Here is a 24910-nt window from a genome sequence, read left to right as displayed (position 1 = left end):
CTGACGCGCCGTTAGGACGGCTGGCGTGCGGCGACAAACTCGCTCAGGGCACGCACGCTGGAGAAATGGCGACGGGTCTCTTCCGAATCGGCTGACAGGCTGACACCGTACTTTTTCTGCAGGGCCAATCCAAGTTCCAGCGCGTCGATCGAATCCAGGCCCAACCCCTCGACGAACAGGGGGGCGGCGGGATCGATGTCTTCGGGAGTAATGTCTTCCAGTGAAAGCGATGAAATGATCAATTCCTTGATCTCGTGCTCAAGTGCCTGCACGGGTCGGGTCTCCAGCGAAGTCGAAGTAATGGGCAAGATGATCGGTCACACGCCTGGCCGCCAAGGCATCCCCCCTGGGCGCATCGCCGGTCTCGTTCAGAAACGGGGCAATCGGGAGATCTTCCCCGACTTCCAGCTGAACGTGAAATCGCCGTGATGGCACACGATACCATTTCTCGCCCTTGGTCAGGGTCGGCGGGGTGCAGGTGATCCGCACCGGGGTGATGTCCAGCCGGCCCCGCACGGCGATGTTGGCCGCCCCGCGCTGCAGCTTCGGCGGCTGGCCGGGCACCGTGCGGGTGCCCTCGGGGAAGATCACCAGGTTGCCGCCGGCCCGGACCGCGGCGATGCAGTCGTCGACCAGCCCGGCACCGTCGTCATTGGAGACATAGCCCGCTGCCCGGACCGGGCCGCGCATGAACGGGTTGCGCGCCACCGCCTGCTTGACCACGCAGTCAGCATTGGGAAGCTGGGCGATCAACAGCACCACGTCGATCAGGGTCGGGTGGTTGGCCAGGATCAGCAGACCGTTGCGCTGCAGGCGCTCGCCCCCGCGGATGTCATACGTCATCAGCCCGAGCCGGTGCATCAGGCCCACGTGGGTGGCGAACCCGGCCTGCACCAGCCGCCGGGCCAGCACGCGCCGGCGCACCGGATCGCGGATCAGCAGCAGCGACAGGAACAGCAGGCCGCCCAGCACCAGCCCGCCGATCCCGAAGGCGGCAAAGCTCAGGCCCGTGCCCAGCACCCGCCAGGTACGGTTGATCCGGGCCGGCCAACGCTCAGCCATGGCGCTGCCAGGTCCAATGCTGGCCGTCGGCATCCAGCCCCAGCGCAGGCCCGCCGTCGAGCAGGAAACGCAGGGCTTCCAGACCGTGCGGCAGCCCCTGGGAGGGTCGGTCCTCGCCGCCGGCGCCCCAGCCCAGCGACAGCCGGGTGCCCGGACCGTCAGCCGGGCCCAGCCGCCAGCACCAGGCGAAGAACGGGTCGGGCTCGTCGGCGAAGCCGGCGTAGATCGGTGGCAAGGGGGATTCATAGACCACCAGCCGCACCTCGGGCGCGCCATCGGCGAGCAGCCCGAAGGCCTCGACGCAGGCGGTCTCGACCGTGGCGCGGCCGGCCGCGAGGGCCAGATAGTTGCCCCGATGCCCGCGGGCGATCGAGTACAGCGCGGCGATCGCGTTGTGGACCGACAGCCCGAAGCCGGTCGGCGACATCGGCTGGTCCGCGCTCAAGGTGTTGAGCAGTTCCATCGAGCGGGCCACATCGCCATGGCGCGAGGCGAACACCAGCGGCGCCTGGCCACCGTCGTCGGGCTGCTCGCACCAGCACGCGGTCTGGATCGCCATGCGCCCCAGCCGTTCGATCCGGCGCCGCTGCATGGCCGGCACTTCGGACAACGCCGGGGTATCGTCGCCGGCCGGCAGCCAAGGGGCCTTCGCCCACGCCTGCCACTCCGCCCGGGTCGTGATGCCCGGCGCCCACGCCGCCCAATCGATTACTGAAAACTCAATCATTCCCGCCAACATGATGGATGGGTACCAAGAGAAGGCACGAGCCATGGTGGCAACGCAGAACGGCCCCCCATGCCAGCCATTCCACGCCTGTCGTCGACATCGCCTGGCACCGGTGGCGGTGCCGAGAAAGGAGCGCACGCTATCATGACACTCTCGGCACTGGCAGCATTCACATTCTGAAATGAGCAACACGATCGACAACGCAACGGCCCCGGCAGTCGCCCCCCTTTCCTCCGGATCTGCGTTGTTCCATGTCGCCTACGTCCCGGCGGCGCAGCGTGACGCGGCCCTGGCCGACCCACAGACGCTGGCCGTGTTCGGCTTCGGCCTGCCCCGCACCACGCTGGATGACCCGCGCTGGCTGCAGGTACCACTGGCGGAGCAAGGCCCGGCGCAGATCGAGGTCTGGCGCGGCGATACCCCCGTCGAGCACGGCGTCACCGACGGCGTGCGCTGGTCGCACAACGGCCAGCTGCTGTTCGGGGTGCTGGACATCGACGAGATCGACAGCGACATCGAGACCGCCGCGGCCGAGGCCTACGCGCGGATGAGCGCGTTCCTGTCGCGCTGCGGGTATCCGCATCTGTTGCGGACCTGGAACTATCTGGATGCGGTGACCGAGGGCGAGGGTGATCAGGAGCGCTACCGGCGTTTCTGCGTGGGCCGCGTGCGGGGCCTGCGTGAGCTGGATGAAGCTGCGCTGCCGGCGGCGACCTGCATTGGCCGTTTCGATGGCGAGCGTCGGCTGCAGGTGTACTGGTTGTCGGCACGCGAGCCGGGCCAGCCGTTGGAGAATCCGCGCCAGGTGAGCGCGTTCCGCTATCCACGCCAGTACGGGCCACAGTCGCCGAGTTTTTCGCGGGCGCTGCTGCCGCCGTTGGCCACGGGCCTGCCGTTGCTGCAGTCGGGGACGGCGGCGATCGTGGGGCATGTGTCGCAGCACACGGGGGCGGTGGATGAGCAGTTGCGGGAGACGCTGACGAATCTGCAGAGTCTGGTGGAGACGGCGCGCGGTCAGCGGCCGTCGCTGTCACCGGTGTTGGGTTCGACGTCGGTGCTGAAGGTGTATGTGCGTCGTGCGGAGGATATGGCGGCGGTGGCGGCGCAGATGGCGGCACTGCCGACGGCGCCGCCGTTCGTGGTGTTGCACGCCGAGGTGTGTCGTGCGGAGCTGCTGGTGGAGATCGAGGGGCTGCACGGCTGAGCCAAAAGCCTTGATTTGCCGGTCGTGCCTGGCCTGGGTCGGCGTGGGTGGGGTATCGGGACCCGCTGCAAGTCCCGCTCCGCGGCCCGGCCCAGCCGCTGACGGCTGTGCGTTCAGTCGCATGCGAGGCAGTGCCTCGCGAGCAATGCGCCTTCACCCATGTAAGCTCATTGCCATCCATGGCAACACATGGTCCCGCCACCCCACCCACACCGCCCCTTCCACAGTTGGCTGGTGCGCATGGTGAACATCAAATGCAGTGCCGGGTCGACGCTGTTTGTTTCTTCCCGATGCATCTGGCGATGCCACGCTCTGGCTCTGGTAGAGCCGACCGCTGGTCGGCTGCCTTTGACCCTTCTTTTGCGGCTGGCTTCTTCCAACCGACGACGCAAACTCTGCAGGGCGAGGGCGGTCAGACCCTGCCGGGACCGTTGGAGCGGCATGGGCCCGACGCACGCGTCGGGCGGGTTGGGCAGGACGCCCAACCCCGGTCTTGCCGTGTACGCAGGACTGCGTACACGTGCAAGCCGCTCACGAGCCCCCATGGATGGGTTTACGGCGCGTCCGGGCAGGGTCTGACCGCCCTCGCCCACACGGAACCGGGAATAGCCACCGCGCTTTCCTCAGTGATACCCCACATCCGCCCGCACCTTGCCGCGGAATACCCGGTATGACCACGCCGTATAGCCCAGGATCACCGGCAGCAGGATCACCAGCCCGACCAGGCTGAAACTCAACGACGATGCCGGCGCGGCCGCCTGCCACAAGGTCATGCTCGGCGGCAGCAGGTAGGGCCACATGCCCAGCACCAGGCCGATGAAGCCCAGCACGAACAGGGCCAGCGTCAACAGGAACGGCGGCAGGTCGCGCTTGGGGTGCATCGCGCTGCGCCACAGTGCCGTGGCGACCGCCAGGGTCAGCAACGGCACGGGAGAGAGCCACCAGAAATTGCCATCGCTGAACCAGCGCGCCATCAGGCGCGAATCCAGGAACGGCAGCCAGGCGCTGACCAGCCCCATGAACACGATCACCGCCACCACCAGCGGGCGGGTCAAGGTGCGGGCGAAGGTCTGCTCGCGGCCTTCAGTCTTGAGGATCAGCCACGTGCTGCCCAGCAGCGCGTAACCGAACACCACCGCCGCGCCGGTCAGCATCGAGAACGGGCTGAACCAGCTGAACGCGCCGCCGACGTAACGGCCGTCCACCACCTGCAGGCCCTGCACCAGCGCGCCCAGGATTACGCCCTGCGCGAAGGCGGCCAGCAGCGACCCCAAGCCGAACGCCACGCTCCACAGTTTGCGCGAGCGGTGCGCCTTGAAGCGGAATTCGAACGCCACGCCACGGAATACCAGCGCCACCACCAGCAGCAGGACCGGCAGGTACAGCGCCGACAGCAGCGCCGCGTAAGCCTTCGGGAAGGCCGCCATCAGGCCGGCCCCGCCCAGCACCAGCCAGGTTTCGTTGCCGTCCCAGATCGGGGCGGCGGTGTTCATCATGATGTCGAGCTGTTCTTCATCCTCGGCCATCGGCGCGAGGATGCCGATGCCGAGGACGAAGCCATCCAGCACCACGTACATCAGCACCCCAAAACCGATCACCGCGAACCATGCCACGGGCAGCCAGGTCGTCATTTCCATCTCAGCGCTCCTCCAGCGGTTCATCGGCACCGGACAGCGGCCGCGCCGGGGTGTGGCTGCCGGCATCCAGTTTCGGCGCCGGATCGTGCGGCTTGGGACCGGTACGGATGATCTTCACCAGGTACCAGACGCCCCAACCGAACACGAACGCATAGCCGACGATGTACACGCCCAGCGACAACGCAGTCATCCACGCGCTGTGAGGGCCCACCGCATCGGCGGTACGCAGCACGCCGTAGACCACCCACGGCTGCCGGCCCATCTCGGTCACGAACCACCCCGAGATCAGCGCGATGAAGCCACTGGGCAGCATCCAGTTCCAGCCGCGGATCAACCAGCGCGACTGCAGCAGTTTGCCGCGCCACCACTGGAACGCGGAGACCCAGGCCAGCAGCAGCATCAGCGTGCCCAGCCCGACCATCACCCGGAACGCGAAGAACACAGGTACCACCGGGGGCCGATCACTGGCGGGCACCGAGGTCAGCGGCTCGAAGCTGCCGTCCAGCGAATGGGTCAGGATCAGGCTGCCCAGGCGCGGGATCGCGATTTCGTAGTCATTGCGTTCGGCCTTTTCATTGGGCACCGCGAACACCACCAGCGGGACGCCCTTGCCCTCGCCTTCGGAGTGCCAGTGCGCTTCCATCGCCGCGATCTTCATCGGCTGGTGCTTGAGCGTGTTCAGGCCGTGCATGTCGCCGACGAAGATCTGCACCGGGACCGTCAACGCAGCGAAGCCGACCGCCGCCAGCAGCATCTTGCGCCCGGCCTCGCGGTGCACGTCCTTGCGCAGATACCACGCGCCCACGCCGCCGATCACGAAGCACGTGGTGATGAACGAGCCCAAGGCCATGTGCGCCAGGCGATACGGGAAGGACGGGTTGAACACCACCTGCCACCAGTTCTGCGGGTGCACGATGCCGTCGATGATTTCGTAACCGGCCGGCGTCTGCAGCCAGCTGTTGGAGGACAGGATCCAGAACGTGGAGACCAGCGTGCCCAGCGCCACCATGCAGGTGGAGAAGAAATGCAGGCGCGGCGAGACCTTGCCCCAGCCGAACATCATCACGCCCAGGAAGCTGGCCTCCAGGAAGAACGCGGTGAGCACTTCATAGGTCAGCAGCGGCCCTATCACCGTCCCGGCGACCTCGCTCAGCCGTGGCCAGTTGGTGCCGAACTGGAAGGCCATGACGATGCCGCTGACCACGCCCATGCCGAAGGACACGGCAAAGATCTTCTGCCAGAAGAAGTACAGCTCGCGCCAGACCGGATTGCCGGTACGCAGCCAGCGCGATTCGACAAAGGCCAGCCAGCTGGCGGTACCGATCGTGAAGGCCGGGAACAGCACATGGAAACTGATGACGAACCCGAACTGGATCCGCGACAACAACAACGCGTCCACGTGACGCCTCCGACTGGTTTCTGGAAATCCGCACCAGTCTGGGCCGGTATCCGTGAAAGGCACATGCGACCCGGTGACGCGCTGCTTCACTTTGTCGCAGGTGGAGGCCGGGTTCAGGGTTGGTCGGTGGTCCACCTCTCCAGCGGTGCCTGCCAGGTGAGGGCACTTGGGCGATCTCACGGATATCGAACTCTTCCACGCCGTGTAGGCCGATCATCAGGCGCTGGGATGGGCTCAGCCCCCAGCGCGGCGGTCAACTGCCGGCCTGGAGCGCCCGGCTGAGGTTGGGGGCCTTGGCTCCTCCTCCATCAGGTGGATTGCCGACACCCCCTCAACGCCAAGACAGCCTGCTGACCGCCAGCGATGATGCGGGTCTTCCGTGGCCCATCCTCCTCGGCGCCCAGTGCCTCGACCGGCCCGGCAGGGCTTGCTCGCCCCGAGGTGATCATCGCGCGCGCAGCAACTCCAAGGGCTCCTGTCGTGCAGCCCGCAGTGAGGGCTGCAGGCAGGCCAGCACGTTGGTCACCATGACGACGGACACTGCAACGGCTGCGGTGCCCGCACCCCAGCTGGAGAGTGCCTCCAAGCGGGAGAAATGCGTGATGGCCGCTGCAAGGGCAAGGCCAAGAAGCGCACCGGGCGCGGACAGCAACAGGTTCTCCACCAGGAAGTAGGAGAGGATGTCGCGCTGCCGGGCACCTAGTGCACGGCGAATACCGATGGCGCGGCGACGCCGATTTACCCAGGATCCGACCATGCCGGAAACCCCCACCATCATGATCACCAGCACAAGCACGGTCATCGAACCCAGCAGCCGGGCCTTGAACGTATCGGCCCGCAGGAACTCATCACGATACTCCGCCAGCGAACGCGCCTTCTCCGGATCCAGCATCCGGTAAGCCTCAAGGCCATACAGGCCCTCGATCGCACCATCGACGACCTGCCGGCCCAGCCCTGGCTGGGCGTGCATGGCAAAGTAGCGCTGACTTCCCCCCGGATAGCCTGGCTGGACGGCCCACTGGGTGTCGACCTCGCTCCCCATGGGCGAAGGGCCCGCCACGGCGTCGAACACACCGATCACAGTACGCACATCATCCGGACCGAGGTAAACCTGACGGCCCACAGCCGGCTCGTCGGCATATAGAACGCGGGCAAGCGCCTGGCTCAACAGAATCACGCGAGCGCCCGTGGCAACCTCCGCAGGATCCGCGTCCCGCCCCTGCAGCACGGGGATACCCATCGAGGACAGCCAGCGCTCGGTCGCGGTGATGACCGGGGGCTGCTGGCAGCCCTTCACCTCGATGGAGCCCGCAGAAATGGCGTCTTCCATGGCTTTTGCGCTGTTGCACAGGCCAAACCGCCGGGATCGCCCGCCGAACGGGATCGCATCGGCCGCCGCGGCGGCTTGGACTCCCGCCAACCTTGAGAGGAGCGCGAGGTCTTCGCGGATTGTCTCCGGCGAAGCCTGTTTGCCCACGGGGTCGGCGGCATGCACGATCCAGATGCGCTCCGCATCGCTGCTTACGCGTGCGCCCAATCGGGATTGACTATCCCTGATCACGGAGAGGGACAGAATGCACACCGCGCAAGCCAGCGCGGCTTGCGTGGTCAGCAGCAGCGCGCCGGGAAGATAGTGGCGCAATGCCTTGAGGATCAACATGACTATTCCCTATGGACTTGTTGCGATCTGCTGTACCGCGACCTGGCGCGTGCAGAGCCGAAGTGCCGGCACGGCTGCACACGCAAGTGCGGCCGCAACGCCGATGAGCAGGGCGAGCCCGGCAGTGACCGGCTCGACCACCGTCAGCGTGGATGCGACCACACGGCTGGACCGCACGAACTCCATCCCACCCACGTAAACCACGACGGCAACCACGCCGCTCAGGGCACCTGCCACGGCCGCTTCAAGCAGCAGCTGAACCAGAACATCAACGCGCCGTGCGCCGATGGCGCGGCGGATCGCCATTTCATGCCGACGGCGGTCGAGGGTGAGGTAAAGCAGCGCGCCAGCATTCGTCACGCAGACAGCCAGCAACAGGTAGGACAACCAGAGCTGGATCCGAGTATCGGGCGGGACCAGTCCCTTCAGATCCAGCCAATCGGCCATCCTCCAGACCTTGGCCTGGTCCGCAGGGAGCTCACGTAAGAGAGCGTGGGTACGCAGCATCTGTTCGTACTGCCGCACATCGTCGGTGGTCGGAAGCCACGTCCAGAGCTGCAGCCAGGCCATCGTCGGGCCCAACCGGGGTGTATCACCGCCATCGCCCCAGGCCGAGATGCTGCCATCCACCACCAAGTCGTCCGCTACCGCGGCCGCCAGCGGCAGAAACACCTCGTCCGGCTCGGCAAAGGCGCTGCCCGGCAAGTCTGCGTGATACATCGGGACCGGGTGCCAGGGCTTGGTTACGCCGATGACGCGGTACGAATGCCCATCCAGTTCAATGGTCGTGCCCAGGCAAGGCCCCGCACTGCACACCCGTGCGAGCAGCGGCGCGGTGACCACTGCCACGCGTTGTGCCCCCTCCCCTTCGGCGCGCGTCCACCCACGGCCTTGTTCGAGCGGTATTCCCAATACAGTGAACACGCCGTCGGTGGCGTAACGCGCGCGGACGTTGAAGGGCCGTCCGCTCGCATCCTTGACGGCAGCCCGGCCACCAGCCATGGCAACCTGCGGCCACTGCCTGCCCCCATCCAGCAACTGCCGCGCATCCGGCCATGTCAGATTGCCGCTCGCTTCGCCGCCCGCCCGACGCTGCGCTTCCGGCCTCACATCCAGCGCCGGACGGTACAGGTACCCACTGCGACCGGGCGCAGGATCATGAGTGATCTGGCGCACGATCGAATGCATGATCATCGTGCAGCCGACACCCGCGCCCAGAACCAGCGCTACGACGGCGTAAGCCATGGCGTTCTGCCGAAGGCGGCGCAGCGCCAGGAGAGCGTAGTAGCCGATCATCTTGACCCCTGATTGCGCGGTAGGCGAGCCATCAACACGAAGTCGCTCCTGCCGTTACGCCGCTGCCGCGGGTAACGGCGTAGGCGATACAGATGAACAGCATGATCGGGATCATTTCCTTCACGGTGATGCTCCGTTGGTGGATGTCAGTTACAAAGATGCACGAACCGGAGCATCGGTTGCAGTTGATGTCGCCGACCGCCTCGACTGGCCGCTGTGGTCGGTGGAAGCACTACGCCGCCAGTGTTTCCATCACCGCATCGCCAAAGGTCGCACTGCGCGTGGCATTGGCCATGTATGGACTGAAGGCACAGAACAGCGGCGGGGCATCCTCGCGCTCGTAGAGCAGCAGCTCGCCCATTTCACTTGCAAATGCCTGGCGGGCCCCGTCGGCGATGTGCTGGTACAGCGATCGATCCACCTCCACATTCCCACGTGGAAACTGCAGTTCGATGTTGCCTTCGTGGTAGATGCAGACGACGGGAGTGCCCTCGGGACGATCCACGTAGAACCTGTGCCAGTCCTTCTCTTCTTCGTTGAGGCTGTTTTCGGTCTTCCAGGAAAAGTATGACCACAGTGACTTCTGCAATGCATTGGTCAGCTTGGACAGGTCCGGGTCCACACGGCCAAAGCCAAACTCGAATGCGGGGAAGGCGATCCCGTTGCAGATGCCGGCCAGCTTGAACCACTGTGCGTTCAAGGGCAGCAGTGATCTGCTTACCCCCCTCGATCCGTTCTCGTGCGCCAGCGTATGTGCGCGTTCGAGCAGCGCCGACAACGCGATGTAGCCCCACAGGCCATGCAGGTCGGCCGCTTGCAGGCGACGTCCGGCCTCGCAGTGGTTGAAGTCGAAGACCCGGTTGATCACGTAAGCATCGGTGAATAAGGCAAGCAATGGCTCCGGATACGCGATGTCGGTCGGCGCATGGCCTTCGCCGATGGTCCAGTGCTTGCTGATTTCATCCAGGTGCACACACGTGACGCCAGGGCGACCGCGCAGCACTTCGGCCACGCCATCGAAGGGGTTGGTATGCAATACGACGATGGCGCGGCTCATGCAGCCCTCCGACGTTCCGGTTGTGGGATGGCTTTCTGCCTGTACCGCTGACGTATGTTTTCCTGCATGCAATCGACGATCTGCATGAAGCGCGGCGGCACCACCTCATCAAGCAGGAACATGCTGGACAGGGACTGGCCGAGACAGAAGCCCACGGCAACATCCAGGCGCCGGCGTTTTAGGCTGCGCAGGATTGCCTCATCTTCGATCGTGGCGTCGCGCAGGGCATGATCGAAGAGCTCATGCAATGCGTAGTAGACGAAGATCGCGTGTGCCAGCGAATGATTGGGAATGTAGTTCCCGGACCATGGCGAGACGGGCCTGAACCGGATCTCCGAGGACATGAACTTGCCGTGGATGGATTCATACGCAGACAGGAAGCTGTGCGTGGATTCGTGCAGGATCGCCTCGGCGCAGAGAACCACGGTCATTTCGCTTCGATGCACGTTGAGTATGCGGATGCAGCCGGTATGGATGGGCCGATACTCCGAGCCGAGGGGTACGCGCTCCACCGGCTCGTCCAAGCCAACCGACTTGCGCACCATGATGCGACGGGTGAACGACCTGATCATCAGTCCGAACAGCGGTGTCGCGGCGTCGATCAGCGCCATCGCGCGCTCCAGCTTGTCGGCGATCAGCTGGTGTTCGGTGTCGTCCACCTCAAGGCGGGCGCGGCAGAATGTACCGCTGTCCGGTTCGTAGCGCATCGACAGCGTACTGTCGACATCCAGCGCGATGACGCCGCCGATGGTCTGCCGTGACTCCAGTGACCAGCCGAGTTCCCCGCGCCTGGCGATGACATCGCCGAGCGGGCTGTCCACCCTGTCGCCGTCCGTGGTGACATCCCGGCCGGTGCGGATGCACGCGATGACATGCTCGCGTTCCAGAGCGTCCGCGAGGGCCTGCAGCAGGCTCCTCGTTCCCACGTGTTCACCCTCGAAGGCCATTCCGTCCGGTTCTTCCAGGTAACTGGATACGTCCGCGGACAGCAGGAAGCGGCCACGACTGACATCATCAAGACTCTGGTAACGCTCAAGCACCTTATCGATCAGGGTGCGCTGAGCATGGTCGGTGGCGCCATGGCGGGAAATGACCTCGCCCAGTTCAGTCGCCGTATGCTCGATCCAGCTCGAGAGCAGCGATGAGAAGATTTCCGGGGATTGTTGGTCCTGCTGCATGGCAAGCAGCAGGTGATCGAGCATATGAGACATCCTGTCTCCTCCTGGCAGCGTGATTGGACGGCCGCCATCAACAAGATGGCGGCCGCTTCCATCAGACGTCGAAGATGCCGTCGCCGTATTCGCCAGCGATCAACTTCTCCATGGAGTCGGAGGAGTAGAAGGTGCACTTGGTGCCACCGCTCGAGTACAGCGTGCACTCGGTGCCTGCCATCGCATCGTCGAGTTCGAGCTGGCCCTGGATATCCAGGTAGTCGATGTTCAACTCGAGCGATGGGCTGGCGATCTGCGAGCTGGTGACCACCAGGGTGTTGGCGTCCGAAGGCAGCTGACTTTCGGTGGCACCTGCGGTGCCGGCGATGCCCAGCATCGCGGCCAGCACGGGCGAGAGAAGGACCTTCTTGTCGATTTTCTTGGACATACGGAGACTTCCTTTCTATTGTTGAAGGTATAGCCACAGAAGGCCACATCCATTCTTCGGCATGCGCTCCTGCGACTGCCGTCGGACTCAGCCGACGCTTATTAGTTAACACTGCATAAATGCGCGGTCAAGGGGCTCTGGATCATTTTGTGACGTATCCATTACCACTGGCCCAGCCCGCTCGGGAGTCGGGCTGCTACGCTTGCCGGGTTTTCCTCATTGGTGCCGCCCGCAATGCCCAGAACGCTGCCTTTGTCCCTGCTGCTGCTCGCCGCTCTCGGCGGCGCTGCCCATGCGGCGCCGACGCCGATCACCATCGAGCAGGCGATGGCCGACCCGGACTGGATCGGTCCGCCGGTCGAGAGCGCGTGGTGGTCCTGGAACAGCCAGCAGGTCGAGTACCAGCTCAAGCGCAGCGGCAGCCCGGTGCGCGACACCTTCCGCCAGCCGGTGGCCGGTGGCGTGGCCGCCCAGGTCGGCGATGACCAGCGCGGCACCCTGGACGTGGACAGCCCGGTCTACGACAGCGCGCGCCAGCGCTCGGCCTTCGTGCGCAATGGCGATGTGTTCGTGCGCGACCTGCGCAGCGGCGCGCTGACCCAGCTGACCCGCAGCACCGAGAAGTCCGGCGCGGTCAATTTCTCCCGCGACGGCGGTGTGATCTGGCGCACCGGCCAGGCGTGGTTCCACTGGACCGCCGCCGCCGGCGTGCAGCAGGTGGCCAGCCTGAAGGCCGAGAAGAACCCGGACGACGCCCCCAAGGCCGACACCCTGCGCGAGCAGCAGCTGCGCACCCTGGCCACACTGCGCAACGACCGCGCCCAGCGCGAGGCGCTCAAGGCACAGGAAGCCAGCTGGCGCCGTGCCGACGGTACCCGCGCGCCGGGCCCGGTGTATCTGGGCGCCGACGTGGAGATCGTCGACAGCGTGCTGTCGCCCGATGCGCACACCCTGATCGTGGTGACCAAGCCGAAGAGCTTCGATGAAGGCCGCGGCGGCAAAATGCCCAAATACGTGACCGAATCCGGTTACGAAGAGTTCGAAGACACCCGCACCCGCGTCGGCCGCAACGATCCGGAACCGAACGCGCTGTGGCTGGTCGATGCCGTTGCCGGCACGGTCAAGCCGCTGTCGCTGGACGGCCTGCCGGGCATCGCCACCGACCCGCTGGCCGCGCTGCGCAAGGCGGCCGGCAAGGACGCCCTGAAGGGCAACCGCCCGGTGGAAGTGCTCGGTGGCCCCGGTGTGCCCGGCATCCGCTGGAGCCCCGACGGCCAGCAGGCCGCGATCATGCTGCGTGCCAACGACAACAAGGACCGCTGGATCGCCAGCGTGACCCCGACCAGCGGCAAGCTGGAGACGCGTCATCGCCTGACCGACAGCGCCTGGATCAACTGGAGCTTCAACGATTTCGGCTGGTCCAACGACAACCGCACGCTGTGGCTGCTGTCCGAAGAGTCCGGCTATTCGCACCTGTACACCCAGCAGGGCACGGCCAGGCCGCAGGCGCTGACCAGCGGCAAGTGGGAAACCTCGATGCCGGTCCCCAGCGCCGACGGCCGCGGGTTCTACTTCCTGTGCAACCAGCAGTCGCCGGGCGACTACGAGGTGTGCGCGGTCGACAATGCCAGCAGGCAGGTGCGTGAGCTGACCTCGCTCAATGGCGTGGAAGACTTCTCGCTCTCCCCGGACGGCCAGCAGCTGCTGGTGCGTTACTCCGGCGCCTACCTGCCGACCCAGCTGGCCGTGGTGCCCACCGCCGGCGGCCAGGCCAAGGTGCTGACCGATACCCGTAGCGCTGAATTCAAGGCGCGCGAGTGGATCCAGCCCAAGCTGGTGCAGGTGCCGTCCAAGCACGGTGCCGGCGTGGTCTGGGCCAAGTACTACGGCCCGGAGACCTTCGCGCCGGGCAAGCAGTACCCGATCGCCATGTTCGTGCACGGCGCCGGCTACCTGCAGAACGTGCACCAGCGTTACCCCGCCTACTTCCGCGAGCAGATGTTCCACAACCTGCTGGTGCAGAAGGGCTACATCGTGCTGGACATGGATTACCGCGGCAGCGAAGGCTATGGCCGCGACTGGCGCACGGCGATCTACCGCAACATGGGCCATCCGGAACTGGAAGACTACAAGGACGGCCTGGACTGGCTGGTCCAGACCAAGCAGGGCGACCGCGACCACGCCGGCATCTACGGCGGCTCCTACGGCGGCTTCATGACCTTCATGGCGCTGTTCCGCTCGCCGGGCACGTTCAAGGCCGGCGCCGCGCTGCGCCCGGTGGTCGATTGGCACCAGTACAACCACGGCTACACCGCCAACATCCTCAACACCCCGGACATCGACCCGGAGGCGTACCGCACGTCGTCGCCGATCGAATACGCCGAAGGCCTGCAGGATCACCTGCTGATCGCGCACGGGATGATGGACGACAACGTGTTCTTCCAGGACTCGGTCAACCTCACCCAGAAGCTGATCGAGCTGCACAAGGACAACTGGACGATCGCGCCGTATCCGCTGGAGCGCCACGGCTATGTGCGTGCCGATTCGTGGCTGGACCAGTACAAGCGCATCCTCAAGCTGTTCGAAGAGACCCTGAAGTAATCGAGCGATGACGTCGATTCCCCCTGACGTGCAGCACGCCGCGGCGACGATCGATATCGTCGCCGCGGTCGTTTTCGATGCCGGGCACCGCGTGCGCGCCGATGCGTACCGGGTGACGGTCACCGGCACGCCCCGGGCGCAGGCGGAAATCGCCGAACTGGCCTGGGTGCCGCTGCGTCCGCCGCATGGCGTGCGCTTGGCACCGCTGAGCGCAGACCCTATCCTGCCCGCGGCCGCAAACGCGGTGGCTGCGACCTAGACGTCGTGGCCTGCCCAACCAGGACACCGGATGTCAGCGTCGTTTCCCCCGCAATTGCCTTCGTTCATGCCACGCCCCAGCGGCGATGGTGCGCCTGCGTTCCTCGCACCCCTGCTCAAGTCCGTGCTGCTGGTCTGCCTGGCCTCGGCCGCGCTGTGGGCGGTGCTGGCGCTGATCTCCATTCCGTTGTCCGCTACCGACACCCTGCAGGCGATGCTGGCCGGCGAGGACCTGCACTGGCTGCCCGGCACGCTGCAGTGGCTGCTGGCGCATCCGGTCCTGGCCAACGTGCTGCTGTGCGTGTCGAGCCTGGCCGGCGCCGTGTCGTGCTGGGGCATGCTGCGCCGCTGGCGTGGGGCGTGGGCGTCGTTCGTCGTGCTGCTCGCCGTGACCGCCGTACTCAACGGAGTGGTGGTGTGGGCCGTCGACGATGCGTTCCGGCATGTGCTGGCGCAGCTGCCGGCGGAGACCTACTCGCTGGAGATCCTGCAACTGCGCAGAGACCTGCGGGTGCTACGCGTGATCTGGACGGGATTGACCGGACTGACCGCTGTCGCGTTCGCGGTGCTCCATGTCTGGCTGATCGTGCGCCTGTGTGCGCCGGATGTGCGTGCGCTGTTCCGCCGCTGAGTTTCCCCCGCAGCGCCCGCGTGCGCTGCACCACCCCGCAAGGATGATGCTGTGACTGTTTCGATTCCCCTCCTGCGCCGCCACGGCTGGCGCGCGACGCTGTTCACCCTGCTCACGGCGGTCAGCCTGCCCGCGGCGGCCCAGGCCATGGTCTGCGGCACCTTCCTGGCCGAGGACACCGGCACCACGCTGACGCTGGAGAGCGCCAACCAGGGCTATCGGCAGATCCCCGGGCAGGCGCCCGAACCTTACCTGCTGAGCCGCCTCGGCAATGAGTTGAAGCTGGCCGACCTGGACAACGGCGGCGTCGGCGCGCTGACCGTGGAGGACGGCGGCCGCCGGCTCAGCGACCGCTTCAACGCGTACCGGTTGCAGAAGGCCGCGACCTGTCGCCCCGCCACGGTGTTCCCCGCTGCGTCCTGCCGGGCCGAGATCGGCACCTGCCTGGACGACATGCTTTTCGCCGACAACGACCGCCTCCGCCAGTGGTGCCGCGAGGATGTCCCGGCCGCCTGCAAGCGCCTGCTGTCCAACTTCCAGTCCGAGGCGCAAGAAGCCAGGACGCTGGCCGCCACGCAGGACGACAGCCCGGATATGGCCGAGCCGGAGGTCTGCAAGCCCGACTCCGCCCAGTACGACCAGGCCGCCTGCCTGGAGGCCGCGCGTGACGCCATGGGCCAGGCCTTTGCCAAGGCCCTGCTCGGCGGGCTCGCCGCCGCCGATGCCTCGCCGTTGCCGGCCGCTCAGCTCGATGAGATCACCACGATCTGCCAGGCACAGACCGGCGGCACGTTCTGCGCCAAGGCTGCAGAAGCCCTGTGGGAGGCCGGCCGCCTGGTCCCCGCCCGCGATGCGCTGCAGCGGGCCTGCAGCCGCGGCAAGGACCCGCGCGCCTGTGAACGGGCGGCGCCGCTGGCCAAGCTGGATGCCAAGGCACTGACTCCGCAGGCGGCCACCGCCCTGCCCTGCGGCAGCTACGTGGCCAGCCAGGGCCTGATGGACCATCTGCCGTTCGGCGATGGCGGCATGCTCGCCAGCGGCTTCGGCGGCAAGCTGCGCGCGCGCCTGGTCGATGGCGACATCCGCGTGCGCCACGACCAGGGCGACGACTTCGTGTTCAAGCGCCTGGCCAACGGCAACCTGATCGGCATGGACAGCTGGAACCGCTTCAGCTACTACGAGCGCACCGGCGAGGCGCAGCAGTGCAGCGCGCCGGTGGTCTTCGTCGAAACCCCGCTGCCGCAGGACTGCCCGACGCTGGGCCGTGAGGGCGGCGCCCAGGCCTGCTGCGCGGCCGGCAAGCTGCAGGGCTGCAATGCCGCCGGCCACCAGCTGGCCCTGCGCGACCGCTGGGCCGAGGCGGCGCCGTTCTATCTGAAGCTGTGCACGGCCGGTGTGCGCGAAGGCTGCGAGAACCTGGCCAGCGTCTACGAACACACCGGTGACGAGGCGCTGCCCGAGCAGATGGCCGCCGTCTGCGCAAAGGATGGCAAAGGCACGCACGTCGCCTGCGATGTCCACGCGACCCGCAACTGGGGGCTGATGCAGGTCAGCGCCGGGCTGGAGCAGATCGCCGAGCGCATGGCGGCTGAAGGCGACGCGGATGCGGATGCCGATGTCGATGCCGAGGACACACCGTCCGAAACGCCCGCCCCGACGAAAAACAGCAAGAGCACCAACCGCAAAGGCGGCCGTTGAGCTCACGCGGGCACACGCAGGCCGTGCACCGGCCTGCGGTAAAGTAGCGCCCATGAACGACTTCGACCGCGTCCGCGCGTATCTGACCGACCTGCAGGACCGCATCTGTGCGGCGATCGAAACCGCCGACGGCCAGGCGCGCTTTGCCGAAGATGTGTGGCAACGCGCGGAGGGCGGCGGTGGCCGCACCCGCATCCTGCGCGATGGCGCGGTGTTCGAGCAGGCCGGGATCGGGTTCTCCGATGTGGCTGGCACGCGCCTGCCGCCATCGGCCTCGGCCAACCGCCCCGAGCTGGCCGGTGCCTCATGGCGCGCCACCGGCGTATCGCTGGTGTTCCATCCGGCCAATCCCTACCTGCCGACCACGCATGCCAACGTGCGCTACTTCCGTGCCGAGCGCGATGGCGTGGAGGTCGCATCGTGGTTCGGCGGCGGCTTCGATCTCACCCCGTTCTATCCGATCGACGAGGACGTGCGGCATTGGCACCAGGTCGCGCACGATCTGTGCGCGCCGTTCGGCGAGGAGCGCTATGCCGCGCACAAGCGCTGGTGCGATGAGTATTTCTTCCTGCGCCATCGCAACGAGACGCGCGGCGTCGGTGGGCTGTTCTTCGACGACCTGCACGGCGATTTCGAGCGCGATTTCGCCTATCTGCGCGCGGTCGGCGATGGCTTCCTGGAGGCCTATCTGCCGCTGGTCGAGCGTCGCAAGGACACCCCGTATGGCGAGCGCGAGCGCGAGTTCCAGCTGTACCGTCGCGGCCGCTACGTCGAATTCAACCTGGTCTACGACCGCGGCACCCTGTTCGGGCTGCAGAGCGGCGGGCGCAGCGAAAGCATCCTGATGAGCCTGCCGCCGCGCGTGCGCTGGGAGTATGGGTTCCAGCCGGAGGCCGGCAGCGATGAGGCGCGTTTGGCGGATTACCTGGTACCGCGCGACTGGGTGTAGCAGTAACGGAGCAGTAACGGGGACGGAGGTAGTTAAGCGCGGGCGCTTAACTACCTCCGTCCCCGTTATTTTTTATTTCTTCGGGACGATCGTGATGTGCCCGTTGATCTCCAGCACCGCCAGGGCGACGTCGTCGATCGACAGGCAGCCCTGCTGACGCATCGCCGCGTCCAGATCGGCCGGGGTGACCAGTTCGCGCTTGAGCACCGAATCGAGCACCTTGCCGTCGCGGGCGATCAGGATCGGCTCGCCTTCGACCAGGGTCTCCACGCGACGGCTGCGCGTGCTCAGCCAGCCCACGCCGTAGTTGATCGAGATCAGGGTCGCCGCCAGCAGCAGGCCGCCCCCCAGGGAAGTGTCTTCGCCGAGCAGTGCGTTCTGCACCGCGTTGCCGAGCAGCACGATCAGCAGCACGTCGAACGGCGTGATCTGTCCCAGCGCGCGCTTGCCGGACAGCCGCACCATGCCCAGCACCACCGCGTACACCACCACCGCGCGCAGGATGAATTCCCACCACGGCATGGCCAATGTAAACAGGTCGCTCATTGCCTCTCCCCGGGCTGGTCAGGCCAGCATGGGCCGGCACCCGGCGCGAGGCAATGGCCGGGCGTCGCGGGCGGCATGTTCCAACGCCACAAATAAAAAGCCCCGCCAACCAGGGGGAGGTTAGCGGGGCCGGGGAACGGGCGCTTGGGGAGGAGCCCCCGTTCCGAGATCTGCTCCAGGGGATGGGAGAGATCCACAACAGGCATTGCGCCTGTCGAGGTCTATAAAAGCACCCCGAACATTGATAGTTCGTGAAGGGGCCCAATTAATCCGGGCCTCTTCCCATAAACATTCATCCAACAGTCAGATTATCGCGGACCACTGAACCGATTCAGCCTTTCGACTGTGATTCAGGCCTCAATGCGCCTCGTCCCAGTTGTCGCCCACGCCCGCATCCACCACCAGCGGAACACGCAGTTCGGCGGCGGAGGACATCAGTTCAACGACTTTCAAACGCAAGGTGTCGAGGAAACTGCTTTCGGTTTCAAAGACCAGTTCATCGTGCACCTGCAAAATCATCGTGGCCTGGTCGCCGTGGTCCTGCAGCCAGCTGTCCACGTTCACCATGGCGCGCTTGATGATGTCCGCGGCGGTGCCCTGCATCGGGGCATTGATCGCGGCCCGTTCAGCACCGGCCCGCAGGCCCTGGTTGCGGGCGTTGATGTCGTTCAGGTACAGGCGGCGGCCGAACAGCGTCTCGACATAGCCCTGCTCGCGGGCCTGCTGGCGCATGCGCTCCATGAAGTCGCGCACGCCCGGGTAGCGGCTGAAGTACAGGGCCACGTAGTCCTGGGCCTGGCCGCGGTCGATGCCCAGGTTGCGGGCCAGCCCGAACGCGCTCATGCCGTACATCAGGCCGAAGTTGATCGCCTTGGCGGCCCGGCGCTCGTTGGAGGTCACCTCGTCCAGGGGCCGGCTGAAGACTTCCGCCGCGGTCGCCCGGTGCACGTCCACGCCCTGCTCGAAGGCCCGCACCAGGCCCGGGTCCTCGGAAAGGTGGGCCATGATCCGCAGCTCGATCTGCGAGTAATCGCAGGCCAAGATCTTGCGGCCCGGCGGGGCCACGAAAGCGCGGCGGATGCGGCGGCCGTCCTCGGTGCGGATCGGGATGTTCTGCAGGTTCGGATCGGAGGACGACAACCGGCCGGTGGCGGCACCGGACTGGTGGTAGCTGGTGTGTACCCGCCCGGTGTCCTGGTTGATCATCTCCGGCAGCTTGTCGGTGTAGGTGCTGCGCAGCTTGGCCAGCCCGCGGTACTCCAGGATCACGCGCGGCAGTTCGTGCTGCTCGGCGATCGCCTCCAGCGCCTCTTCATTGGTGCTGGGCTGGCCCTTGGGGGTCTTCACCAGCGCCGGCAGCTGGAGCTCGTCGAACAGCACGGCCTGCAGCTGCTTGGGCGAATCCAGGTTGAAGGTGCGCCCGGCCAGCTCGGTGGCCTTCTGCTGGGCGGCCAGCATGCGCGAGCCCAGGTCCTGGCTCTGCCGGCGCAGCTCGGCCATGTCGATATGCACGCCATTGGCTTCGATCCGCGCCAGCACCGGCACCAGCGGCATCTCGATGTCGCGGTAGACGCTGTCCAGCGACGGCGTGGCCTGCAGCTGGGGCTGCAGCGCGTGGTGCAGGCGCAGGGTCACGTCGGCATCTTCGGCGGCGTAGCGGCAGGCTTCGTCCAGGCCGACCTGCGAGAACGAGATCTGCTTGGCGCCCTTGCCGGCGACCTCCTCGAACTTGATCGTGGTGTAGCCCAGGTAGCGCATCGCCAGCGAGTCCATGTCATGGCGCGTGGCGGTGGAATTGAGCACGAAGCTCTCGAGCATGGTGTCGTCGTGATACCCCTGCAGGTTCACGCCGTGGCGGCGCAGCACGTGCAGGTCGTACTTGCCGTGCTGGCCAAGTTTCTTCTTGGTGGGGTCTTCCAGGGCAGGACGCAGCGCCTCGAGCACCTGCTCGCGCGGCAGCTGCGCCGGCGCGCCGGGGTAATCGTGGCCGACCGGGATGTACGCGGCCCGGCCCGGTTCGACCGCCAGGCTGATGCCGACCAGGTTGGCGCGCATGGCGTCCAGTGCGTCGGTCTCGGTATCGAATGAGATCAGCTCGGCATCGGCCAGGCGCTGCACCCAGGCCTCCAGCTGCCCGGTGGTGAGCACCATCTCGTACTCGCCCGGCGCGGAGAGCGCCGGGTCGACCGGCACCACCGCCTCATCCGGCGTGGCGCGGGCGTAGCCGGCTGCGGTGCCGCGCAGGCTGACCGGGGCATCGCTGGCAGCGGCCGGGGCCGGCACGGGGCCGCCCAGCTCCTTGAGGGCCTGGGTGAAGCCGTAGCGCAGGTACAGCTCGCTCAGCGACGGCACGTCCGGCTCGCGCAGCGGCAGCGTCTGCGCCGTCACTTCCAGCGGCACATCGGTACGGATCGTGACCAGCTCGCGGTTGAGCGGCAGGCGCTCCAGCGCCGCGCGCAGGTTCTCGCCGATCTTGCCCTTCATGGTCGGCGCCGCCGCCATCACCCCGTCCAGGTGCTGGTACTCGGCCAGCCACTTCGCGGCGGTCTTGGGCCCGCACTTCTCCACGCCGGGCACGTTGTCGACCGCGTCGCCCATCAGCGCCAGCAGGTCGACGATCTGGTCGGCGCGCACGCCGAACTTCTCCATCACGGCCGCGTCCGAATCCATGCGGCTGCCGGTCATGGTGTTGACCAGCTCGATGCCCGGGCGGACCAGCTGGGCGAAATCCTTGTCGCCGGTGGAGATGGTCACCTGCAGGCCATCGCGGTGGCCCTGCAGGGCCAGCGTGCCGATCACATCATCGGCTTCCACGCCGGGGATGCGGAGGATGCTCAGGCCCAGCGCCTCGACGATGCGGCACATCGGCTCGATCTGCGGGCGCAGGTCGTCGGGCATCGGCGGGCGGTTGGCCTTGTAGTCGGCATACAGGTCGTCACGGAAGGTCTTGCCGGGCGCATCGACCACGAAGGCGACGTACTCGGGGCGCTCCTTCAGGGTGGCGCGCAGCATGTTGACCACGCCGAACAACGCGCCGGTGGGTTCACCGTGTGCGTTGGTCAGCGGCGGAAGCGCGTGGAACGCGCGATACAGGTAACTGGACCCGTCAATCAGGACTAATCGGCTCATATGACGATTCTACGCGCCCGGCCCTGACCGTCGTCGGCACCGGGCTCACGATCCATCGGGCATAATCAGGCCTTCTTCGCCCAAGGACTCCCGGCCCATGAAGATTCTGTTGCTCGCAGGCCTGCTCGCGCTGGCCGGCTGTGCCACCGGTGGTGGCGGCAGGCCCCCGGTCGATGTCTCGGGTGCCGACGTGCTCAAGACCGTCCAGGACAATGGCGACACCATCGAGGAATACCGGGTGGGTGGCCAGCTGCGGATGGTCAAGGTGACTCCGTCGCGCGGCGCGCCGTTCTACATGTACGACCAGAATGGCGATGGCCGCATGGACAGCGACAAGGACGGCGTCTCGCCGGTCTACTGGAAGCTCTACAGCTGGTGAGCTCCGCTGGTGTCCGCCCCGCCGCCCCGTGTCCGCACGCGGTGGCCGGGGCAGCAAGCCCGTCCCTGCACGTCTACGCTCGATGACCACATCCGAACGCCGCAACGCTCCGAATCCGGCTGAACTGCGCGCCGGCCTGACCGCAGAGCAGCGCCAGGCGGTGGAGACACTCGAACATTTCGGCTGGCAGCTGCGCTTCGTGCGCCGCCCCCTGTTCCGTGACCCGATCCCGGTGCTGTTCGACCGCAGCGGCGAGCGTTACGTGGTCTTGCAGCCGGATGGCACGCTGGATGAATCGCAGACGTTGAAGCTGCGAGACTGATCGGACGCGCACGCTGCGCAACGGATGCGTAGTGCCGGCCGCTGGCCGGCTGGGCGGGCCTCGGACTACCCCAGGAGCCCGCCCGCGGGCCGGACAACCGGGGGGTGCGGTACCGGATACCGGTTTCCCGTTACCGGATGACCAGCACCGGCACCGTGCTGCGGGCCAGCACCTCGGCGGTCTGGCTGCCGAGCAGTACCCGGGTGACGCCGCGGCGGCCATGCGAGGTCATCACGATCAGGTCGCTGCCGCGCTCGGTGGCGGTATCGATGATGCCGTCGGCGGCATAGCGGTCCAGCACGTGCACGGTGGCGGTACGCAGGCCCTGCGCTTCGGCGGCGGCCTTGGCCGGCTGCAGAACTTTCTGCGCGGTCTCTTCGCGGTCGGCCTTGTACTCGGGCGTGTTCATGTAGCCCACGCTCCAGCCCATGGCGTCGTACATGCCGACCGCCCACGGTTCGGAGACAGTCACGATATCGACCTCCGCATCGAGGTCCTTGGCCAGCTCCAGGCCCTTGGCCAGGCCTTTCTCGGCCAGCTCCGAACCATCGGTGGCAATCAGGATGCGCTTGTACATGGCAGAGCTCCTTGGGATCGGCAATGGGGACACCACCATTGCACACCCGATGTGGACGCGACGCCTTGAGCTGGATCAATCGCCGTGCGGCCGTGCCGGCACCTCCCGCGCGGGGTTGCCGACCACGGTCGCGCCGGCCGCTACATCGCGGGTGACCACGCTGCCCGCGCCCACCACCGCATCGTCGCCGATGCTGACGCCGGGCAATACGATCGCCCCGCCGCCGATCCAGACGTTGCGGCCGATCCGCACCGGCCTGGCCGACTCCAGGCCCTCGGCACGCGCCTGCGGATCGCGCGGGTGGTCGGCCGCGTAGAGCTGCACCGCGGGACCGATCTGGGTGCCATCGCCGATGCTGACCTCGGCCACGTCCAGGATCACGCAGTTGTAGTTGAGGAACACGCCCTGGCCCAGGCGGATGTTGTAGCCGTAGTCGCAATGGAACGGCGGCCGGATCACCGCGCCTTCGCCGACCGCGCCGAGCTGCTCGCGCAGCAGCGCGCGGCGCGCGGCCGGGCTCTCGGCCAGTGCGGCGTTGTAGCGGACCATCCAGACCTTGGCCGCGGCCATGTCGGCCTGCAGCTCCGGGTCGCCCGGGCGATACGGCTTCCCGGACAGCATCTTTTCCTTTTCGCTCGGACCCATATGGCCTCCTTCGGACAGAGGCTGATGATGCCGGTTGGCCGTCCGCCTGTCAGCGCGCCTTGTAGCGCGTGCCCAGCAATGCGACCACCGCGAAGACGATGCCACTCAGCCAGAACCACAGCGTCGCCCGGCCGATGTACACCACGCTGGGCGGCGGCTGGCAGCGCAGGCGCAGCAGATCGAAGTCGCCACCGCCGGCCAGGCAGGTCTGTGCGTGCTGGAACAGGGCCAGCACCGGCTCGGCCCAGCCTGCCGACCATGTCAGCAGGACCAGTGCAGCAAGCAGATACGGAATTCCCTTGTTCACGAGTGCGCTCCCAGCGGACAGGGGCAGACTCTGGGCGCCGGCCCGGGGAGCGACAAGCGGCACGCGACGAACTGCGTGAAATCCGGGATGAGTCGGGGGCGATCGGGGATGAAGCGAGGCGTCCTGGCTCACCGCAATGCGGATAGCGCAGGCATGCGCTGCCCGTGCCGCAGCGGCAGGCCACGCGCCGGACGGCTGATCAGGCGGTACGCACCACGCGTGCGCCCTGGCACAGCGGGTAGCTCGCCAGCAGATCGGCGATGCGCGCGTGCATCGTGTCGAACGAGGCGCCATACAGATACAGCGCGGTTTCGGTCGGGCCCTGCCACCAGCTGCAGATCTCGCCGTGGCCGTCGATGCGCTCGACGATCTGCTCGAACACATGGTTCGAATCGCACTGCTCGTAGACCTCGTCCGGCAGATCGGTGCCGTTGAGATACAAGGCCAGGCCTTCGGTCACACCGAACGGCTGATCGGGAGCGCCTTCGCGCTGGATCAGCGAACCCTTCGGCGCACCCAGCTGCTCCAGCAGCTCGATCACGCCGGGCAGCGAGGCCGGATCGTTCAACGCGATCTCGATATCGCCGTAATCCACTTCGCCTTCTTCGCTGAGCGCGGTGCCACCGCCGGTGATCTCGCCCAGCTCGGCACTGCCCAGCAGCGCATCCAGCGGGTCTTCGAACAGCTCATGGCGATGCTCGGGCTGGAGCCTGGCGTTCAATTTGACGGTGAGGTGCAGCGGCGCATCGGTCATGGCGGGGGCCTGTTCGAAGAGGGTGACGCCATTGTAGTGCCGGCCGCTGGCTGGCTCCCGACACCGCCACGGTAAAGCGTAGCCGGCCAGCGACCGGCACTGCCGCAGACACCGGCGCATCCGCCGGGCGCCTGCCTCGGCTCACCGCAGCAGCGGTGGCACCTTGGCCTGCAGCAACGCAATCAGCGCAGGTGCCATGAACGCGTAATCGTCCGGAATATCCAGGCACACGATGCGCTTGCCTCCGAGCCAGCGCTGGAAACGGCTGGCCAACCGGCTGCGGTGAGCGCGCTCCATCACGACGATCAGATCGGCCCACTGCAGCAGTTCTGGACTGACAGGTACGTCGGCATCAGGCTTGAGACCCGCGGAAGCGGTCTCGATGCCCGGCCAATCGGCAAACACCTGCTCAGCGGTCGGGCTGCGCAGGCGGTTCTGGCTGCAGATGAAGAGCACGTGGCGCGTCATCCGTG

General features: G+C 66.8%; 25 protein-coding genes. 8 read left to right on the top strand and 17 right to left on the bottom strand.

Annotated features, from left to right (window positions below; translation table 11 throughout):
- Positions 1–11: 11 nt before the first annotated feature.
- From ABE473_RS03865 to ABE473_RS03855, 3 genes are read right to left on the bottom strand one after another with little or no spacing between them, the layout of a single operon-like run.
- A complete protein-coding gene (locus ABE473_RS03865) occupies positions 12–272 on the bottom strand; it encodes a phosphopantetheine-binding protein (protein WP_228886160.1) in 261 nt (86 codons plus the stop codon).
- A complete protein-coding gene (locus tag ABE473_RS03860; RefSeq protein WP_346488567.1) occupies positions 259–1062 on the bottom strand; it encodes a lysophospholipid acyltransferase family protein in 804 nt (267 codons plus the stop codon). Before ABE473_RS03860 ends, ABE473_RS03865 begins: the two co-directional genes overlap by 14 nt.
- Entirely contained in the window at positions 1055–1789 is a 735-nt protein-coding gene (locus ABE473_RS03855) for a beta-ketoacyl synthase chain length factor (RefSeq protein WP_346488566.1), read from the bottom strand. The genes ABE473_RS03860 and ABE473_RS03855 overlap by 8 nt, the downstream gene beginning before the upstream one ends.
- Positions 1790–1970: 181 nt before the next feature.
- On the opposite strand from ABE473_RS03855, the gene ABE473_RS03850 reads away from it, so the two are divergent.
- Entirely contained in the window at positions 1971–2993 is a 1023-nt protein-coding gene (locus tag ABE473_RS03850) for a pteridine-dependent deoxygenase (RefSeq protein WP_346488565.1), read from the top strand.
- A 623-nt stretch (positions 2994–3616) separates the two neighbouring features.
- On the opposite strand, the gene cydB is transcribed toward ABE473_RS03850, so the two are convergent.
- The 7 genes from cydB to ABE473_RS03815 form a co-directional block, all read right to left on the bottom strand.
- Positions 3617–4630, bottom strand: coding sequence for a cytochrome d ubiquinol oxidase subunit II (cydB, locus tag ABE473_RS03845; protein WP_176987818.1), 1014 nt, complete (start codon positions 4628–4630; stop codon positions 3617–3619).
- Between the two features lies 1 nt (position 4631).
- Complete coding sequence (locus tag ABE473_RS03840; RefSeq protein ID WP_346488564.1) at positions 4632–6029, bottom strand: cytochrome ubiquinol oxidase subunit I; 1398 nt, start codon at positions 6027–6029, stop codon at positions 4632–4634.
- 445 nt (positions 6030–6474) lie between these two features.
- The gene (locus ABE473_RS03835; RefSeq protein ID WP_346488563.1) at positions 6475–7689 is read right to left on the bottom strand and encodes an FtsX-like permease family protein; all 1215 of its coding nucleotides are present in this window, start codon (positions 7687–7689) and stop codon (positions 6475–6477) included.
- A gap of 9 nt (positions 7690–7698) precedes the next feature.
- Positions 7699–8985, bottom strand: coding sequence for an ABC transporter permease (locus ABE473_RS03830; protein WP_346488562.1), 1287 nt, complete (start codon positions 8983–8985; stop codon positions 7699–7701).
- 232 nt (positions 8986–9217) lie between these two features.
- Complete coding sequence (locus tag ABE473_RS03825; RefSeq protein ID WP_346488561.1) at positions 9218–10042, bottom strand: hypothetical protein; 825 nt, start codon at positions 10040–10042, stop codon at positions 9218–9220.
- A complete protein-coding gene (locus tag ABE473_RS03820; protein WP_346488560.1) occupies positions 10039–11244 on the bottom strand; it encodes a hypothetical protein in 1206 nt (401 codons plus the stop codon). Before ABE473_RS03820 ends, ABE473_RS03825 begins: the two co-directional genes overlap by 4 nt.
- A 70-nt stretch (positions 11245–11314) precedes the next feature.
- Positions 11315–11641, bottom strand: coding sequence for a hypothetical protein (locus ABE473_RS03815; RefSeq protein WP_346488559.1), 327 nt, complete (start codon positions 11639–11641; stop codon positions 11315–11317).
- A gap of 234 nt (positions 11642–11875) precedes the next feature.
- Between ABE473_RS03815 and ABE473_RS03810 the strand changes: the two genes are divergently transcribed.
- From ABE473_RS03810 to hemF, 5 genes are all read left to right on the top strand, one after another.
- Positions 11876–14242 carry a prolyl oligopeptidase family serine peptidase gene (locus ABE473_RS03810; RefSeq protein WP_346488558.1) on the top strand — a complete coding sequence of 789 codons (2367 nt, stop codon included), beginning with the start codon at positions 11876–11878 and terminating at the stop codon, positions 14240–14242.
- A gap of 7 nt (positions 14243–14249) precedes the next feature.
- The gene (locus tag ABE473_RS03805; protein ID WP_346488557.1) at positions 14250–14501 is read left to right on the top strand and encodes a hypothetical protein; all 252 of its coding nucleotides are present in this window, start codon (positions 14250–14252) and stop codon (positions 14499–14501) included.
- A gap of 66 nt (positions 14502–14567) precedes the next feature.
- Positions 14568–15131, top strand: a complete 564-nt coding sequence (locus ABE473_RS03800; RefSeq protein ID WP_346488556.1) for a hypothetical protein — start codon at positions 14568–14570, stop codon at positions 15129–15131.
- A 51-nt stretch (positions 15132–15182) separates the two neighbouring features.
- On the top strand, positions 15183–16829 hold the full coding sequence (locus tag ABE473_RS03795) for a hypothetical protein (protein WP_346488555.1): 1647 nt from the start codon (positions 15183–15185) through the stop codon (positions 16827–16829).
- 52 nt (positions 16830–16881) lie between these two features.
- Positions 16882–17778 (top strand): oxygen-dependent coproporphyrinogen oxidase, encoded by an 897-nt coding sequence (gene hemF, locus ABE473_RS03790; protein WP_176987813.1) that lies wholly within the window; start codon positions 16882–16884, stop codon positions 17776–17778.
- A gap of 72 nt (positions 17779–17850) precedes the next feature.
- Here the strand turns inward: hemF and ABE473_RS03785 are convergent, their stop codons facing one another.
- Together ABE473_RS03785 and polA are read right to left on the bottom strand one after the other, a co-directional pair.
- Positions 17851–18324, bottom strand: a complete 474-nt coding sequence (locus ABE473_RS03785; RefSeq protein WP_346488554.1) for a YetF domain-containing protein — start codon at positions 18322–18324, stop codon at positions 17851–17853.
- 357 nt (positions 18325–18681) lie between these two features.
- A complete protein-coding gene (gene polA, locus ABE473_RS03780) occupies positions 18682–21453 on the bottom strand; it encodes a DNA polymerase I (RefSeq protein WP_346488553.1) in 2772 nt (923 codons plus the stop codon).
- A gap of 97 nt (positions 21454–21550) precedes the next feature.
- On the opposite strand from polA, the gene ABE473_RS03775 reads away from it, so the two are divergent.
- Positions 21551–21832 (top strand): DUF2782 domain-containing protein, encoded by a 282-nt coding sequence (locus ABE473_RS03775; protein ID WP_176987810.1) that lies wholly within the window; start codon positions 21551–21553, stop codon positions 21830–21832.
- An 82-nt stretch (positions 21833–21914) separates the two neighbouring features.
- Entirely contained in the window at positions 21915–22154 is a 240-nt protein-coding gene (locus ABE473_RS03770) for a hypothetical protein (RefSeq protein ID WP_179459707.1), read from the top strand.
- Positions 22155–22284: 130 nt separating this feature from the next.
- Here ABE473_RS03770 and ABE473_RS03765 read toward each other — a convergent pair whose 3' ends face one another.
- From ABE473_RS03765 to ABE473_RS03745, 5 genes are all read right to left on the bottom strand, one after another.
- Entirely contained in the window at positions 22285–22731 is a 447-nt protein-coding gene (locus ABE473_RS03765) for a universal stress protein (protein WP_121040915.1), read from the bottom strand.
- 75 nt (positions 22732–22806) lie between these two features.
- The gene (locus tag ABE473_RS03760) at positions 22807–23376 is read right to left on the bottom strand and encodes a sugar O-acetyltransferase (protein ID WP_176987807.1); all 570 of its coding nucleotides are present in this window, start codon (positions 23374–23376) and stop codon (positions 22807–22809) included.
- A gap of 49 nt (positions 23377–23425) precedes the next feature.
- A complete protein-coding gene (locus ABE473_RS03755) occupies positions 23426–23683 on the bottom strand; it encodes a hypothetical protein (RefSeq protein ID WP_346488552.1) in 258 nt (85 codons plus the stop codon).
- Positions 23684–23882: 199 nt separating this feature from the next.
- Positions 23883–24437 carry a hypothetical protein gene (locus ABE473_RS03750; protein WP_179459704.1) on the bottom strand — a complete coding sequence of 185 codons (555 nt, stop codon included), beginning with the start codon at positions 24435–24437 and terminating at the stop codon, positions 23883–23885.
- A 141-nt stretch (positions 24438–24578) separates the two neighbouring features.
- A complete protein-coding gene (locus tag ABE473_RS03745) occupies positions 24579–24905 on the bottom strand; it encodes a low molecular weight protein tyrosine phosphatase family protein (RefSeq protein ID WP_179459703.1) in 327 nt (108 codons plus the stop codon).
- Positions 24906–24910 lie beyond the last annotated feature (5 nt).

Origin of the sequence: Stenotrophomonas sp. TWI700 (genome assembly GCF_039673645.1) — a bacterium.
Classification (GTDB): domain Bacteria; phylum Pseudomonadota; class Gammaproteobacteria; order Xanthomonadales; family Xanthomonadaceae; genus Stenotrophomonas; species Stenotrophomonas maltophilia_AA.
This window is presented reverse-complemented; position numbering and strand designations above follow the sequence as displayed.